The 16,872-nt window shown below is 62.1% G+C and carries 14 protein-coding genes and 1 pseudogene; 11 read left to right on the top strand and 4 right to left on the bottom strand.

Translation table 11 applies throughout. The annotated features are described in order from the left end of the window. On the bottom strand, window positions 1-1,140 hold the full coding sequence (locus G6N51_RS07330) for an amidohydrolase family protein (RefSeq protein ID WP_083173211.1): 1,140 nt from the start codon (window positions 1,138-1,140) through the stop codon (window positions 1-3). A 156-nt stretch (window positions 1,141-1,296) separates the two neighbouring features. Between G6N51_RS07330 and G6N51_RS07325 the strand changes: the two genes are divergently transcribed. Continuing rightward, window positions 1,297-3,795 carry a CaiB/BaiF CoA-transferase family protein gene (locus G6N51_RS07325; RefSeq protein WP_372510064.1) on the top strand — a complete coding sequence of 833 codons (2,499 nt, stop codon included), beginning with the start codon at window positions 1,297-1,299 and terminating at the stop codon, window positions 3,793-3,795. Next, window positions 3,788-4,390, top strand: coding sequence for a TetR/AcrR family transcriptional regulator (locus tag G6N51_RS07320; RefSeq protein WP_083173190.1), 603 nt, complete (start codon window positions 3,788-3,790; stop codon window positions 4,388-4,390). The genes G6N51_RS07325 and G6N51_RS07320 overlap by 8 nt, the downstream gene beginning before the upstream one ends. A gap of 156 nt (window positions 4,391-4,546) precedes the next feature. Here the strand turns inward: G6N51_RS07320 and G6N51_RS07315 are convergent, their stop codons facing one another. Beyond that, window positions 4,547-4,690 (bottom strand): LLM class flavin-dependent oxidoreductase, encoded by a 144-nt coding sequence (locus tag G6N51_RS07315; RefSeq protein ID WP_142275067.1) that lies wholly within the window; start codon window positions 4,688-4,690, stop codon window positions 4,547-4,549. A gap of 185 nt (window positions 4,691-4,875) precedes the next feature. Here G6N51_RS07315 and G6N51_RS07310 point away from each other — a divergent pair, with 185 nt between their 5' ends. From G6N51_RS07310 to G6N51_RS07270, 9 genes are all read left to right on the top strand, one after another. Further along, window positions 4,876-6,159 carry an amidohydrolase family protein gene (locus G6N51_RS07310; RefSeq protein ID WP_083173191.1) on the top strand — a complete coding sequence of 428 codons (1,284 nt, stop codon included), beginning with the start codon at window positions 4,876-4,878 and terminating at the stop codon, window positions 6,157-6,159. Window positions 6,160-6,304: 145 nt separating this feature from the next. After that, window positions 6,305-6,961, top strand: coding sequence for a TetR/AcrR family transcriptional regulator (locus tag G6N51_RS07305; RefSeq protein ID WP_232078241.1), 657 nt, complete (start codon window positions 6,305-6,307; stop codon window positions 6,959-6,961). 58 nt (window positions 6,962-7,019) lie between these two features. After that, window positions 7,020-8,093 (top strand): Rieske 2Fe-2S domain-containing protein, encoded by a 1,074-nt coding sequence (locus G6N51_RS07300; RefSeq protein WP_232078239.1) that lies wholly within the window; start codon window positions 7,020-7,022, stop codon window positions 8,091-8,093. Between the two features lie 77 nt (window positions 8,094-8,170). After that, entirely contained in the window at window positions 8,171-8,848 is a 678-nt protein-coding gene (locus G6N51_RS07295) for a TetR/AcrR family transcriptional regulator (protein ID WP_083173192.1), read from the top strand. Window positions 8,849-8,912: 64 nt separating this feature from the next. Further along, window positions 8,913-9,116, top strand: coding sequence for a hypothetical protein (locus G6N51_RS07290; protein WP_142275068.1), 204 nt, complete (start codon window positions 8,913-8,915; stop codon window positions 9,114-9,116). Window positions 9,117-9,259: 143 nt separating this feature from the next. Further along, entirely contained in the window at window positions 9,260-10,321 is a 1,062-nt protein-coding gene (locus G6N51_RS07285; RefSeq protein ID WP_083173193.1) for a hypothetical protein, read from the top strand. After that, the gene (locus tag G6N51_RS07280; protein WP_232078237.1) at window positions 10,278-11,798 is read left to right on the top strand and encodes an aldehyde dehydrogenase family protein; all 1,521 of its coding nucleotides are present in this window, start codon (window positions 10,278-10,280) and stop codon (window positions 11,796-11,798) included. Before G6N51_RS07285 ends, G6N51_RS07280 begins: the two co-directional genes overlap by 44 nt. A gap of 262 nt (window positions 11,799-12,060) precedes the next feature. Continuing rightward, window positions 12,061-13,557, top strand: coding sequence for an aldehyde dehydrogenase family protein (locus G6N51_RS07275; protein WP_163750667.1), 1,497 nt, complete (start codon window positions 12,061-12,063; stop codon window positions 13,555-13,557). Then, entirely contained in the window at window positions 13,554-14,765 is a 1,212-nt protein-coding gene (locus G6N51_RS07270) for a CaiB/BaiF CoA transferase family protein (RefSeq protein ID WP_163750665.1), read from the top strand. Before G6N51_RS07275 ends, G6N51_RS07270 begins: the two co-directional genes overlap by 4 nt. A gap of 200 nt (window positions 14,766-14,965) precedes the next feature. On the opposite strand, the gene G6N51_RS07265 is transcribed toward G6N51_RS07270, so the two are convergent. Continuing rightward, on the bottom strand, window positions 14,966-15,766 hold the full coding sequence (locus G6N51_RS07265) for a mycofactocin-coupled SDR family oxidoreductase (RefSeq protein ID WP_083171974.1): 801 nt from the start codon (window positions 15,764-15,766) through the stop codon (window positions 14,966-14,968). 111 nt (window positions 15,767-15,877) lie between these two features. Then, a pseudogene (locus G6N51_RS07260) lies at window positions 15,878-16,692 on the bottom strand (mycofactocin-coupled SDR family oxidoreductase). Window positions 16,693-16,872: the final 180 nt, after the last annotated feature.

Raw genomic sequence — 16,872 nt, 5'->3', positions numbered from 1 at the left:
TCAGATGCTTTCGGCTGGGATAGGCGGTACATCGGGGAATAGCTCGAAGAACGCGCCCTGCGTGATGCGCAAACGTGTGTCGTCGCTGACCCCGTCGAACAGCGTCTTCAGGGTGTCCTGCGTGTGGCCAAACGTGCCCTCCATGTGGGGATAGTCGCTACCGAACATGACATTGCGGTACCCCATGTGCTCAAAGGCAGCGACCGCGGTTTCATCGTGCTGAAACGATGCATAGACCTGGCTGTAGAGAATCTCCTTCGGGCTGCGGCTGAGCTTGGGCCGCACCGCGATATGGTGTTGGCGATACCCCTCGACCAAGCGGTCACCCAGGAACGGAACCCACGTCGCGCCGCCCTCGGAAATCAGCACCTTCAAATTCGGATGCCGGTCCAGCGCACCCGAGGCCACCATCTTCATGGCGGCCCGCTGCCCGGAGAACGTCGTCTCCGCGTAGTTCATGATCGCCCCACCCGGACCGCGGTACACCTGACCTGCGCCGCCGCTCGCACTGTTACCGGCCTCGACGGGCACCGGATCGGTGCCGATGTGGAAGGCGATCACCACGCCGGCCTCTTCGGCGGCGGCCCAGAACGGCTCCCATTCCTTACGGTGCCAGTCCGGAGCACTAGGGTGCGGCATCGTCGGCAGAAACACCGCCTTGTAGGACTTGTCGGCCGCCCACTGCAACTCCTCGATGGCGTCCTCGACGACCAGGGTCGACACCTGCGCGGTCACCACATACCGGGGCGAGACCGCCGCAATCTCCTCAAGCGCCCACTCATTGCTGGCCCGCATGCACGCCTTGAGCAACTCCGGCGTGCGGAACGTCGAACCCCACATTCCCAGTGAGGGGAAGATGACCTCCCCCCAGACGCCTTCGGCGTCCAGGTCGCCGAGCCGCGCACGGGCATCTCGCACCCCCTGCGGCTTCGAGCTCAGCTCGGCGAAGGCGACCATCGCCGACGATGGGAGCTTGCGCCGGAAGATCTGACCGTCGACGTAGACGGTCTCGTACTCACCGTCGGAATCCTTTTCCGAGCGCGGGCACAACTCGGCCAGCCGCTTCGGCAGCCGGGACTGCCAGAGGTCGTCGGGCTCCAGAAAGTGCGAGTCACCGGAATTCGCCCAGATCTTGGTCACGCGGTCCTCCAACCGTGCACGGTCCGAAAAATTGTTTTTCATAAGAAGGTTAGGACGCCCGGGTGCTATGCGTCAACGCCGATGCGCGAAAAACTGTGTTGAACTCGCGGGCTGCGAGAAGCTAAGCTGCAATCCGCGTCACTCCAGACACCTATCGTGGCAGCGGCGAAAATAGACTTTTCGAAGGAGTTGCATCAAATGTCCTCTCCCGTCGGCGACCAGGCCGCCCCCGAAGCGACGACACCGCTAGCCGGCATCCGCATCGTCGACCTGTCCACCACGCTGCCTGGCGCGTTCTGCACGCAGTTCCTGGCGGATTCCGGTGCGGATGTTCTGATGGTCGAGGCGCCCGGCGGAAGTCCGGTGCGCGCATTGCGCGGCTGGCCGGCGTTCGGGCGCGGCAAGAGTAGCCGGGTCCTCGATCTCAAGTCGGCCGAAGGCCCGACCGAACTAGATGAGACCCTGCGCGGTGCCGACGTCTTGGTCACGACGTTCAGTCCCGCCGCACTCATCGATCTGGGCATTGACTCGAATGCTCTGCTGGCGCGTTATCCCCGTTTGGTGATCGCGCATATCACCGGTTGGGGGCGCAGCGGTCCCTGGCGCGACCTCAAGGGCTACGAGGGGCTTGTGCTCGCCAAGGCGGGTCTGTCGCATGCGGTGCGCCGGATGGCTCAACCTCCGCGTCCGTCGTATGTCGCAGTCCCGTATGGGAGTTACGCCGCTGCACACATTGCAGTGCAAGGCATTCTCGCGGCGCTGCACGAGCGGGATCGCAGCGGACTCGGTCAGATCGTCGACGCCGACCTCCTGCGTGGTGTACATGCGATCGACGCGTGGACCTGGTTCGGGGAACTCGTCGGCATTCGCTGGCCGGAGGCGTACAACAGTGTGGAGGCTTGGACCGAACAGGGGACCCCGCAGAGCCCGATGCTGCTCGCGCTGTTGTCGGCGCCGACCAAGGACGGTCACTGGTTGCAGTTCGCCCAGGTTCAACCCCACCTGTTCACCGCGATGTTGACCGAGCTGGGCATGATGGAGCTTCTCGCAGACGCGAAGTGGAAAGGCTTCCCCGTACTTGAGAGCCCGGAGCTGTATCGCGAGTTCTGGTCGATGATGCTCGCCAAGGTGGGTGAGCGCACCCTCGTCGAATGGCAACGAATCTTCGACGACAATCCCAATCTGTGCGCGGAGTTGTTCCGCTCCGGTCCACAGGTTTTCGATCACCCCCAGCTGGTTCACGACAGGCGATCGATCGTCGTGGAGGATCCCGAGGTTGGTCCCGTCCGCCAACCCTCCACGCTGATTCACACATCGGCTGGCCTCTTGCGCCAGCCGTCGCCCGCGCCTCTGTTGGGTGACCGCCAAGGTAAGTGGTCTGCTGACGCTGCGGTCGCCGATCCCGGCGAGAAGGGACGATCGACACCGCCATTGACCGGGACTACGATTCTCGAGTTCGGCGAGATGTTCGCCGCGCCTTACGCATCCAGCGTGCTTGCCGACCTGGGCGCCCGCGTCATCAAGTTCGAGAACATGGGTGGCGACAACATCCGGAGCCTTCTGCAGTTTCCCGAAGCGGCTGGTGCCAAGGTGATGCAAGGCAAGGAAAGCATCCAGGTCGATCTGCACACCGACGAGGGACGCGCGGTTGCTCACCGGCTCGTCGCGTCGGCCGACGTTGTGCTGCAGTCCATGCGGGCCGGCGTGGCAGATCGACTGGGTATCGGCGTAGAGGCGTTGCGCGCCATCAATCCGGACCTTATCTACGTCTCGGCACCGGGCTACGGAGTCGACGGGCCCTACGGAAGCCGGCCAGCCTACGCGCCCAGTATCAGCGCAGCGGGCGGGGTGGCGTTGACCAACACACCCGATGCCGAGTGTGCGACGTCATCCCTCGATGAAGTGATGCACCAGGTGCCCCGTATCACGACGGCCGGTACCTCAGCGGAGTTGCAAAGCGACGGTTTGGCGGCGCTGAGCGTGGCGTCGGCGATCCTTACCGCGCTCGTCGGCCGTGACCGGGGCCGACCGCTCCACGAACTGCGGACCTCGATGCTAGCCACCGTTACTCATGTGCTGACCGATTGGCTTGTCGATTACGAGGATGCGCCAGCGGCCGCGGTGCCCTTGCCCGGCGGCAACGGTCTGTCGGCGCTGTACCGAATCTATGACGCCAGCGAGGGACACGTTTTCCTGGCCGCGCCGCAGCCGAAGGAATGGACGGCACTAGTCGAGGCGCTACGCGACTTCACCGAACTCGACGAGGAGCGCTTCGCCACACCGGGCGCTCGTGCGGCCAACGACGATGACTTGGCCGGACGGCTCGAGGCTGTCTTCAGCAAGGAGCCGGCCGTGTTCTGGGAAAGGCATCTCGGTGCGGCGGGTCTTGGGTGCGTGGAACTCTACGAGGGCGCTCCGGCACGGCTCATTCAGACCGATCCGCAGTTGGCGGCGGAATACACCGTGTCTGCCGTCAGCCCCGTCTTCGACGAGCACCTGCGATTTTCGCCATTGGTCCGGTTCAGTCGGTCGGAGGTCAGGGCGCCTGGCGGATGCCTGGCCGGCCAGCACACCGTCCCGGTGCTACGGGAGTTCGGCTACGATGACGCGACAATCGCGAAGTGGCAGGATGCCGGTGTAATTCATTGTGGCTGAGACTCGGACGATCAATCGCTCATCGGAGCGGCAGCACATCATCGACGCTGCCTACCGGTGTCTGGATCGCAACTCCGACGCCTCGGCATCCATCACTGAGATACTCGATGAAGCTGGTCTAGGGACGCGGGCCTTCTACCGGAACTTCAGCACGAAACACGATCTTGTGTTGGAAATGTTCCGTAGGGATCGCGAGGCGGTGCAGGCGCAGCTGCGCGAGGTTGTGGCGCGCGCCCAAACCCCCGTTGAGGCCCTGCGGTCGTGGATGACGCATATGTTCGAGCTGGTGTCGAATCCGCGAAAGCGCAAGAGGGTGGCCATTTTCTACTCCGAGGAGCTGCGGCGCACTCCGGGTTATGCCCGCGAACTCGAAATCGTCATGGCGGCCGATCGAGCGTCAATCGCTGCGATCCTGCACCGAGGTAAAGCCGACGGGATCTTCACCGTGTGCACTCCGGAGGTGGATGCTCGGTCGATACGGGCGGCTTTCGAGGCTGCGCTCCTCGACCGGTTCCATCAGAAGTCGACACTAGAGGCCGCCGACGAGGTCGAACACCTGCTGGGCTTCGTACTGCGTGGTCTGGGCGTCGCTTGACCTTTCAGCAAAGGTGCGAGCTTCGCGCAGATCGTCTGCACATGCCGTAGCGCCCACTTCTCGGACATCCCGCCCTGCGACGCCCAGAAGAACACCGTCTGGGTGGGAGAGTCGCCGATCATCGCCCGCACCTTCGAAGCCATGGATTGTGGTTTCTCACAACAGAAATAGCTCAGAAACCCCGAACGACAACGGCGAGCCGAGGTGGCCGTCGTCGAATTGGTGGTGCTCGGTGACCCAGACCGAATGCGCGCCCAGCTGTTCGGCTTCCTCGCCCAGCTCCAGTGGGAAGGCGTGCAATCGCGCAGGCTCCTGCCGCCGCCGAGGTGGATTGCGGAGATCGAAATATAGCCCGACGTTGATTGGGGTTGAGGATGACGGCATCGGCCCTCCGGACAACCGAATGCGTAATCATATAATTATATGCCTTGTTGGCGCGGTAGACTGGTGCCTACACCGTTTGAAACTGAAGGAAGGTCGGCATAGTGAACAAGGACGACATGATCCTGATCAGCGTTGATGATCACGTTGTCGAGCCGCCGGACATGTTCAGGAACCATCTGCCGAAGAAGTACCTCGCTGAGGCACCACGGCTGGTGCACAACCCTGATGGCTCGGATACCTGGCAGTTCCGCGATGTGGTGATCCCCAACGTCGCGTTGAACGCCGTGGCCGGTCGGCCGAAGGAAGAGTACGGCATCGAGCCGGCCGGGCTCGACGAAATCCGGCCCGGCTGCTGGCAGGTCGACGAGCGGGTCAAGGACATGAACGCCGGTGGCATTCTGGGGTCGATCTGCTTTCCGTCGTTTCCCGGCTTCGCGGGGCGGTTGTTCGCCACAGAGGATCCAGAGTTTTCTCTCGCACTCCTGCAGGCTTACAACGATTGGCATGTCCAGGAGTGGTGCGGGGCGTATCCGGCGCGGTTCATTCCGATGTGTTTGCCGGTCATTTGGGATGCTGAGGCCTGCGCCAAGGAGGTGCGGCGCAATGCCGAGCGGGGCGTGCACGCGTTGACGTTCACCGAAAACCCGGCCGCGATGGGCTATCCGTCGTTCCACGACGATTACTGGACGCCGTTGTGGGAGGCGCTGGTGGACACTGACACGGTGATGAACGTGCACATCGGCTCGTCGGGACGGCTGGCGATCACCGCCCCGGATGCGCCGATAGATGTGATGATCACGCTGCAGCCGATGAACATCGTGCAGGCCGCGGCGGATCTGTTGTGGTCCAAGCCGATCAAGAAGTACCCCAACCTCAAGATCGCCCTGTCCGAAGGCGGCACCGGCTGGATTCCATATTTCTTGGAGCGTGCTGATCGCACCTATGAGATGCACTCGACGTGGACAGGCCAAGACTTCGGCGGGAAGAAGCCCTCGGAGGTGTTCCGGGAGCACTTCCTGACATGCTTCATCTCCGATCCGGTGGGGGTGGCGCTGCGCAGTCAGATCGGTATCGACAACATCTGCTGGGAGGCCGACTATCCGCATTCGGACAGCATGTGGCCCGGCGCCCCGGAGCAACTCCACGAGGTGCTCGAAAAGAACAATGTGCCCGATGACGAGGTGAACAAGATGACCTTCGAAAACGCCATGCGCTGGTATCACTGGGACCCGTTCACCCACATCAGCCGCGAACAAGCCACCATCGGCGCACTACGCAAAGCCGCCGAAGGCCACGACGTCTCCATCAAGGCCCTTTCCCACCATGAAAAGGGCAACCGCGGAGATGGTTTGGAGGGCATGGTACGGGTGAACTCCGGCGACTAACGCGCCCAACCAGTAGCGGATCCTTCGCACATTGCGACCGCCGACGAAGGCGGTCGCAATGTACTGAGGAGCGTCGGTGAGTTGGATTGAATCGGGCTGCGGCACGAGTACCTGAATAGCTGTTGAGCTCCATACTTTCGAAGACATGTGCGACGGCTCCTGGACCGGCGCGGCGTGTGCTTCACTCATGGCGATGAAGCCACGCGAACGCACGCCGCCGTGGGCGGCAGGGGCCAAGACGGATCGGACTCGGGAGCAGATCCTCGAAGGAGCTCGCCTGACTTTCCAGGAATTGGGCTATGCGACCACCCGGGTCGAGCAGATCACAAAACGAGCAGGTGTTTCCCGTCCAACCTTTTACGTCTACTTCGCGACCAAACGAGATGCGTTTCTGGCGGTCGCTGAGCGGTCCGTCGAGCAGCTGAGCCTCGTCCTCGAGGCGTTCGATGCGCTGCCCCAGCAGCCTGATGATCGTGACCTCGCGTCTTTCGTGGAGGAGTTCTTTTCATACTTCGACGATTTCGGCGCGTTCGCCACGGTATGGCGGCAGGCGGCATTTGCCGATCCCACGTTGCAGCAGTCCGGCTGGAAGGCGCAACGGCGGTGGGCGACCCGCATCGGCCGAAACATCGACCGCATCCGCGGAAGCTCGCTCGGCGATCCCGTCTCCCAGGGCCTGGCATTCGAAGCGATGCTCGAGTCGCTGTGGTTCTCCTCGGTCGTGGATGCTCCTGGAGCCAGCCGACATTCGGCGCACGCCACCGCCACCGCGATGGTCAGGGCGCTCATCAGAAATACTTGACATATATGTCTAAGTATCGTAACGTTCAAGCATCTAGGCGCTTGAGAGGTGGCTTGTTGTGCGTAAACCGATCACCGTGACCGACATCGAATCGGAGGTGCGGATCCCGGCGTGGATGGCCCCGAGCGGTTGGTTCGTGGTTGGCTGGTCGCACGAACTCGCATCCGGCGATATCAAACCGCGCAAGGTGTTCGGTCAGGAGCTCGTCCTCTACCGGAAGATCGGCGGGGAGTTGGGCTGTCTGGAGGCGGCCTGCCAGCACCTCGGCGCGCATCTGGGTTACGGCGGCAGGGTGGTCGACGATTGCATCGTGTGCCCGTTCCACGGGTGGACGTGGGGACCGGACGGGCGGAACGTGGCGGTACCGGAAGGACGGACGAGTAAACGGCGTATCGAGCCGTGGCCCGTGTGCGAGCGCAACGGCATCATCTACCTGTGGCACGACGTGGCGGGTCAACCGCCGGCGTGGTCGGTACCGGATCTGTTCGAAGATCTGCGCGATGAGTACCCCACAGGTGAGTTTTGGGACGTGGCAACCGCAGGCAGTGCCTTCGGATACGGCGAGTTGCCCATCGAACCACGAGTCGTCGCCGAGAACATCGTCGATCCCATCCATTTCCGCTACGTGCACCACACCCGCGATCTCCCCACGCTGGTGGATTTCCAAGTCACCGACGCCTCCTTCATGACCAAGCTGCGTGTGCACTCCCGGGGTAAGCGCAAGGTCGACGGTCCTCGGCGGGAGGACACGGTGACGCTCAAACAGTGGGGTATCGGGATGGCGTTCACGCGGTTCTCCGGACGCGACAACACGCATTCGGTGATATCAGTTACGCCGGTGGATGCCCAGACCTCGACGCTGCGCCAGACGCTGTTCGTCGAGAAGGTCGATGGTGAAAGCGACGATGAACGCTCCGCAAGGATCAAGGCCATCGAATCGGTCTTCCCCGAAGATCTCGCGATCTGGCAGCACCAGCGGTTCATCGAGCCGCCGTCGCTGCAGACGCAGGAGGCCAAGCTGTTCCGCATGATGCGCACTTGGGCCCAGACTTTCCAGCCCAAGCCCGGTGAGTACGGCAGCCTGCGCGGCAATCGTGGCGCCGACGGCCCTTTGTCGATCAACGAGGGTTAGCAACGGCGCCGCTGCGCCGGGGCGGCCCGCACGTCGGCGCGTCCAATCGGCGGCCTTGCCGATAGAGTCCGTATCTTATGGCGATTGAGCGGAAACCGCGGGCACGCCGAGGGTCTGCGCCCGGATTGATACGTGATGCGGCGCGCGAGCTGTTCGCCGAACAGGGATATCGCACCACCACCCGCGAGATCGCGGAGCGGGCCGGAGTGTCACACGACCTGATTTTCCGATACTTTGAGTCGAAAGGAAATCTGTTCGTCGAGGCGGTCCTAAACCCGTTGCTAGACGCAGTGGACGAGCTACACCGCCGCTGGCTGACTGACGTGGCGCAGAGTCGTGGTAGCGAAGAGGAGCATCTGCGGCGATTCGTCCTGGCGTTCTTCGACTTCCTGACGGACGAGAGCGCGATCGCGCAGGCGATGGGCCGCCTCATTGCCGAATCGACGAACGATGAAGAGGTTCAGAACGTTCGACGGCGAATCGATGCCACGTTAGAAGCCATGGTCAACCCGCTGGAGGCATATTTGGCGGGCAGCGATTTCGCCCCTGCGCGACCCGGACTGAATATTCGGGTGATGTTGCTGACCATCGGTGTGACTGCCAACTTCCTTCCCTACACCTATGCGAGCGACGACAGGGTTCCCACTAGAGCAGAGATGTTCGAGGTCATCTTGAAATCTACCTTCGCGATGTGGGGTCTAAGTTTCGAAGAAGCCGAGGGAGCGGCGACCTCCACGCGGCGCAAACGCCCTTGATTCCATGGCGTGGCTTACATGTTCGGCGGCCCTGTGGACCTGCCTCCGTCGTGAATACCGTTGATTGGCAATCCAACTCGATGCAGATTGGATGCTGGCATTCGCCTTTGGCGAAATATACAACCAATGGTTGACTTTCTGCTCTGCGTCGCTTACCGTGACGTACGTCACCGAACCCAGCGGCAAGCAGAAGGCGTTCACAGCGATGGCTACAGGCTTGGAAGGCGAAGTTGCCTTCATCACTGGTGTGGCTTGTGGACAGGGTTGAGCTCGTGGATTGGTTACTCAGCGACGCAGCCAAGTATGTGACCGGAATACAGCTGCCCGCCGATGCCGGATTCACGGTCGGCTGACAACGGTCTGCTGGACCGAAGGATCCCTTCCCGCAGTACACACAACGAGGAGACACTTGTGACGACCGTTCAGCGAGCTGCCATCAGCGACGTGACTCCGGAGGAGGCGCTCAGTTATCGAGACCAGTTGGGTGAGCCACACTTCACGGGTAAGCATCTGCTGGAGGACAACGCGTTTCTGATTACCGGTGAGACGGACGATCACGACGTCTTCGCGGTCAGCTTGACTTTCAATGTCGACGGCGAAGCGTGGGGTGGAAGGCCGGCTACGTTGCGACAGACGAACTTCATGGCGTTGCCGAAATCTCAGCGGTACAAAGGAATTGACGATAACGACTACATTGGCGTGCGTTCGGACCCAGTTCGGCCACAGCCACTCGAGGTCATACGCGACGGCGACAAGGTGGTCTGGACGGAAGGTGATCTTGTCACCACGGCTGACGTACCCTACTGGACTATCAAGGGTGAGCATGCCGGCGTCGACTTCGATGTGACGATGGGTGGTCTCTGCGACGCGTCTCGCTTCCTGGGAGCATTCTCCGACTTGCAGACAAACGGTATTGCCGGGATTGAACAGCCGCTGTGGGTGGAGGGCTCGGTCTCCTCAGGTGGGCACACCTACGCACTGCAGCGCGGGATCGGGATGCACGAGAAGGTCATCATCGGCGACCAGTGGGTGCACGGTGCGAGCGCCATGCGGAAGTCGCGCCACTATTGGATATGGCTCCTCGACGAGGAATTCCGGGTCTTCAGCTACATCAAGGAAGCCACCGGTGTGACGTTCGGGCACACCAGCATCGGCAACGAGCACAGCCACTTCGGCGAGGGTCAGATCGAGGTCACCGAGCTCGACTACTGGACGGATCCCCGCACGGGACAGTCGATCCCGTCGAAGGTGTCGCTGACGATGAAGTCCGACGACAGTGTGGTCGCAGTGGTCATCGAGGCCTACGGCCGATTCATGTACACGTACTGCCAGGCCAAGGCGAGTATCTCCTACTATGGGCTGGCGTGCCGAGCCAACGGGACGATCGCCACACCCGAAGGCGTTATCCCCATCACGGACGTACGCACCTATGTGGAATCAGGCATCTACCCAACGCCGCTTCCGGTCAACTGACCTCGCTAACGGAGAAGATATGACGACAACCGAGTCGGACACACGCGCTGTCGGGCTGTGGATTGGCGGGGAGCGGCGCACCCAAGGCTCCGGCGGAACCCATGATCACATCAACCCGGCTACAGGTCTGGTGGGCAGCACGATCCCGCTGGCCGGTGCGGCCGAGGTCGATGAGGCAGTGGCGATAGCCGATAGGGCTTTCGCGAGCTGGCGGAATACGGCTCCGGCTCAGCGCCAGGCGTTGCTGTTCAAGCTCGCTGACCTCGTGGAGGCCAACGCCGCCAAGTTCGGGGAGTTGAGCGCCCGGGAGAACGGGTCGCCGATAATGATCGCGACGACGATGGTCGGCAAGGTAGTGGAGTGGATTCGCTACTACGCGGGCTGGCCGGGCAAGATCGACGGACAGGTGACCGGTACCTATGGTCCGGACGGCGTGTTCTCCTACACACTGCCGCAGCCCCTCGGCGTGATTGGGGCGATCATCACCTGGAACGGTCCACTGATGTCGCTGGCCATGAAGGTTCCCGCCGCGCTCGCGGCCGGCAACACGGTGGTGGTCAAACCGTCCGAGCTGACCCCGTACACCGGCGAGCTATTCGCAGAGCTCATTTCGTGCGCCGGCTTCCCGCCGGGGGTGGTACAGGTTCTGCCAGGCACGGCGGAGGCCGGCGGTGCCCTGGCCTCGCACCCCCTCGTTCGGAAGGTGAGTTTCACCGGTGGGCCGGACACGGCGCGCAAAATCCTGCACGCCTGTGCCGAGAACGTGACGCCGACGGTGCTCGAACTCGGCGGCAAGTCGGCCAACATCATTCTCGACGACGCCGACCTCGACAGCGCGTGCAGCCACGGGGTGATGATGGGTATTGGGCTGCTCAGCGGCCAAGGTTGCTCGTTCCCAACGCGAATGCTGGCCAACCGGACGATCTACGATGAGGTCATCAAGCGGGCCAAGACCCTCGCGGAGTCTATCGTCGTCGGGGATCCCATGGCGCCCGAAACGATGTCGGGCCCGGTGGTGAGTCGTCCATCCTTCGATCGAATCCTCGCAGTGATCGAGCAAGCCAAGCGCGACGGCGCGCGGCTCATCACCGGCGGTGGTCCACTGAACCGACCGGGACTCGGCGGCTACTACCTGCAGCCGACGGTGTTTGCCGACGTCGACCCTGACTCGGCTCTTGCGCAAAACGAGGTGTTCGGTCCGGTCCTGGCGATCTCAGTCTTCGATACCGATGAGGAAGCCATCGCGATCGCCAACAACAGCCGGTATGGCCTTTCGGGCTACGTTCACACCAAGGATCTCCGGCGTGCCCACGTGATCGCGGAGGGCATCAGAACCGGTGAAGTGCTGATCAATGGTGCTCTCAACCTCGCCGCCAACCAGCCGTTCGGAGGCGTTGGCGTCAGCGGTTTCGGCAAGGAGGGTGGCCGCGACGGCATCTACGAATTCCTGAACATGAAATCCGTAGCGGTCAATTGAGACGGGACGAAACTCCGTCCAACCGCACAATTGACGTCGCCCGTCGTCAGTGACGGTAGGGCATTGACGTACGTCATCGGATGCCGGGAGAAGTCTGTCCAAGCCCGTCAGACGGCGACGATGCATGTGAGTACGGCGGCCATTCCTCACAATCGGCTTCCGATGTCCGGCGAATGCGCCCCCGGGTCACGAATCAGATAAATAGTTATCTATTAACGGCTACACTCATGTGCGGCGCCACTTCCAGCGAGAGGATGTCTTCATGACGGCTTCGCCAGTTTCAACGTCGTCGGTCAAATTCAACCCAGAGAGTCGTCTCTACATTGACGGCGAGCTACGCGACTCGGTGTCCGGTAGGACGGCCGACAACATCAACCCTGCGACCGAAGAGGTGCTGGGCGTCGCCACCGACGCCGGCGCAGAGGATATGGAGGTAGCGGTCGCCGCAGCGCGGCGCGCCTTCGATAGTACCGATTGGTCGACGAATCGCGAGTTTCGTCAGCACTGCTTGATGCAACTTCACAATGCCCTTCAGGAGGAGAAGGAGTACATCCGCGCCGAGTTGATCGCCGAGGTCGGTGCGCCGCTGTCGTCGACATATATTGCGCAGCTGGAGTGGCCGATCGCTGACGCCGTTGGGTGGCCCGCCCGGTACATCTCCGAGTTTGCTTGGGAGCGGGCACTTCCCGACGGTGCGCTGTTGGGCTCACCGTATCACCGTAAGGTTGTCAAGGAAGCGGTCGGTGTCGTCGGTGCTATCACGCCGTGGAATTTCCCGTTTGAGATCATCAGCAACAAGGTGGCGCAGGTCCTGGCCACGGGCAACACGATGGTGCTCAAGCCCGCGATCGAGACGCCATGGAGTGGGCTGCGGTGGGGTCGTATCGTCGCGGAGAAGACCGACATCCCGGCGGGTGTATTCAATGTCGTCGCGACGTCTGACAATGGCGTGGCTCAGCTGCTCGCCACCGATCCGCGCGTCGATATGGTTTCTTTCACTGGCTCGACGGCTGTGGGCAAGCTGATTCAAAGTCTGTCCGCTGACACCATGAAGCGCACCTTGCTCGAGCTCGGCGGGAAGTCGGCGTACATGGTGCTCGATGACGCTGACATGGAGGCGGTCCTGCCGGGTTGTATGGGAGCGCTGATCCATTCCGGCCAAGGCTGCGGGCTGACTACGCGAATGCTGGTTCCGCGGCAGGTTTATGACCAGGCGGTCGAGGTCGCCACCGCGACTTTTGCGGCGGTTCCCGTCGGAGACCCAACCGATCCTGCGACGTTTTGCGGTCCTGTGGTGTCGGCCAAGCAGCATGAGCGCGTGTTGAATTACATCGAGATCGGCAAGCAGCAAGGGGGGCGGGTGACGGTCGGAGGCGGAAGGCCCGACGGGCTGGACCGCGGGTACTTTGTGGCGCCGACTGTGTTCGCCGATGTGGACGCACGCCACCGTCTGTTCCAGGAGGAGATCTTCGGGCCGGTGATCACGATCACGCCCTATGACGGCGGCGACGATGGTCTGGTCGAGCTGGCGAACAACTCGACCTATGGTTTGTCGGGTGCGGTGATGGGCTCGCCTGATCGAGCTATGGCGGTGGCCGGGCGAATCCGCACCGGCACGTTGAACCTCAACGGCGCCATGTTCTACGGCGCCGACGCTCCGTTCGGCGGTTACAAGATGAGTGGGCTCGGCAGGCAAAACGGTCACGAAGGCTTCGAGCAGCATCTGCAGACCAAGACGATTGGATACACCGGCGCATGACTGGTGTGCTGAGCGGCATTCGCGTCGTCGAGCTCGCCGCATGGACGTTCGTTCCGGCCGCTGGCGCCGTGCTCGCCGATTGGGGCGCCGATGTCATCAAGATCGAACATCCCGAGACCGGTGATCCGCAGCGCGGATTGATCAATTCCGGAGTCGTCGCCGGAGCGGGCGGCGTCAACCACTTCATTGAACAGCCGAACCGCGGAAAACGCAGCATCGGTCTGGACACTTCCAGTCCGGAGGGCCGCGAGGTGTTGATGACGTTGATTGAGACAGCCGACGTGTTTCTCACCAACCTGCTGCCGGACTCGCGGCGGCGCATGGGAATCGACGTGGATCAGGTGCGTGCGCGCAACCCCAAGATCATCTATGCCCGCGGTCACGGGTACGGCATCAAGGGAGACGAAGCCACCCGGGGCGGATATGACTTTGCGTCGTATTGGGCGCGCGGAGGGATCGGAATGGGATACGCCGCCGGCGACGGGTCCTATCCGCCGCTTCAGCTGCCGGCCTTTGGTGACGTGTATGGCGGCTTGACAATCGCCGCAGGCATCGCCGGAGCGTTGGTGAAGCGCGAGCGGACGGGTGAACCGTCTATTGTCGACGTCTCACTGCTCAGCGCTGCCGTCTGGCAACTGGGACCCAACATCGTCGGCGCGGGGGTCACCGGTCAGGACGTTCCCAGGTTCCAGCTCGAGGAGATGCCCAACCCGGGTGTCAACCTCTATAAGACCCGCGACGGCCGGTTCATCGCGTTTGTACTTCTTCAGGCCGATCGGTTCTGGTCTGATTTCTGTACGCGCTTGGATCGCACGGATTTGATTTCGGACGAGCGGTTCGCCACTGCGCCCGTGCGTTTCGAGAATCGCAAGGAGTGCATCGCCGAGCTGCGGTCGACGTTTGCAGCCGCGGACTTAGCGCACTGGGAGAACGTCTTTGCAGATTTCGAGGGCGTATGGGACGTGATGCGCACCGCGCGCGAGATCCACGACGACCCCCAGGTGATTGCTAACGGATACCTGCCCCGCACTACTGATACCAACGGCAATGAATTCGCGTTGGCCGGCAGTCCGGTTCAGTTCGATGAGACGCCGTTGTCACTCAGGTGTGCCCCGGGACACGGTGAGCACACCGATGAAGTACTTGCCGAACTCGGATACGACGAAGAGCAGATCATCGACCTCAAGATCAAGTCGGTCGTATTGTAGGTTCCTGCTGGGCGGAGCAATCCGGAGACGCTTCGCCGACGGCCGATACGGTGTTTATGACATTCATCGCGCAGGCGTCGGCGGCCGGGTAATAGCCAGCCGCGGTGTTCACCTTTTAAGCCGGGTATGCCGATATTGCCTGTGCCGCAGTGAATTGTGCGCTTCTTCAGCGTCCTCTAGTGCCTCTCGGCGGTGGCGGTTCAGCGAATCGTCACTCCGGCATCGACTTTCAGTTGAGTGCCGGTGACGAAGCGGGCTTCGTCGGAGAGCAGATAGAGCACCGCGTTACTGATGTCGACGGGCTCGACCACGTCAACGGGCATCGCGTTGTGGAAGATCGGCGCGAGATCCTGGCGCGTGTTGGCCAGCAAGTCCAACAACTCCAGTGCTTCCATACCTGTGGGTACGCCGGTGGGATGCACGGTGTTCACCCGAATCGAGTGAGCCGCCAATTCGTTGGCCAACGCCATGGTCAAGCCGACCACGCCGTGCTTGCTCGCGGTGTACGGAAGTTGCAGCGGTGTCCCTTTGATACCGGCGGCCGAACTGATGTTGACCAGGCTGCCTCCTCGTTCCATCAAATGCGGGATCGCGGCCAGGCACGTATTCCAGGTACCAATCAGATTGACGTCCAACACGATCCGCCAATCTTCGTCGGTCACCATATCCCAGGTCCCGCTGGTCAATACTCCGGCGTTGGACACCGCTCCGTGCAAACCGCCAAGCTGATCGACGCCGGCATTGACAACGTCCTGCAACATCGTGCGGTCTCGCACATCGGCGTGAGCGGCGTGCACTCGCTGGCCTAACGCCTGCACTTCCTTGGCCGTGGTCTGCAAATCCTGCGGCGTGCTCATCGCATAGGTCAGCCCCTCGATCGGGGCGCAGATGTCAACCAGGATGAGGTCGGCCCCCTCCTGCGCCAACCGCACGGCGTGGCTGCGTCCCATACCGCGTGCAGCGCCGGTGACCAGAATGACCTTGCCAGTCATGCGTCCCATCGAAAAACCCTTCCTCAGAAATGGATTCGGACACCTCACGCCTCAAACACCGACAATCGGCACCGCACCAGGCGCTCATACGGCGCCGCCCGTGTCTATGACCTCGCCGCGTCACATGGATGATGGCGGACCGGCCGGGAACTTGAGATAGGAACCGGCGTCGACGCGGATCTGCTGGCCGGTGATGTAGCGGGATTCGTTGCTGGCAAGGAACACCGCGAGGTTGGCGACGTCCTCGGGTTCGATGTAAGGGATTGGCATCGCCTGAAAGAAGGTGAACGCGGGTTCGGCATCCTCACGTGTCGGATTTTCCAGGTCGGGACGGAACAGCTTGTACATGCCTTCGTTGTGGATGAGGTGCGTGTTGACGTTGGTGGGATGGATCGCGTTGATCCGGATGAAACGCGGCGCGAGGTGCTGAGACATCTCTTCGACGAATTGGTGGTGGCGGCGGGCATCATGCCAGCAGTTGAGCCCGTCGCGATGATCGACGATCCGTCTGCGAGGTGCGGAATCGACACGGCAACCGCATTCATCACACCGACCAAGTCCACATCGGTTGCGTCGACGAAATCGCTCGCCTCCGGCTCTCCCAACGCCATGGGAAGGATGCCGGCATTGGCGACCACGATATCGAGGTGGCCGAAATCCGAAAGGCCCGCCTCGATGGCTGCGCGCAGCTGATCGCGTTCGCGCACGTCGGCCTTGATCGCCAGGATGCGGCGGCCACAGTCCTTGACCAGCTTGGCCGTTTGGTCCAGATCCTCAGGGGACGCCAGCGGATACGGGTTCGACTTGATGTCTTCGCAAATGTCGACCGCGATGATGTCGGCACCTTCCTGCGCCATCCGGACGGCGTGCGCGCGGCCCTGGCCGCGGGCCGCTCCGGTGATGAACGCGACTTTGCCGTCAAGGCGGTTGGTCATAGGGCCTCGCTGTCCTCGAGTTGCCATCGTTGGCCACGCACCGCTAATCCGCTAAACAGTTATATACTAATCAGCTGCGACACCCGCTTCGCAAGTGGGCGGCATCGACCATAAGGTGGCGGCACCCAAGCACATATTGACTTTAACATCAGTGTTAAAGTACGGTGAAGCCATTGCGGC

The sequence above is a fragment of the Mycobacterium paraseoulense genome (genome assembly GCF_010731655.1).
Classification (GTDB): domain Bacteria; phylum Actinomycetota; class Actinomycetes; order Mycobacteriales; family Mycobacteriaceae; genus Mycobacterium; species Mycobacterium paraseoulense.
The sequence above is the reverse complement of the archived record's forward strand: the minus strand, read 5'-3'. Positions and strand labels throughout refer to the sequence as shown.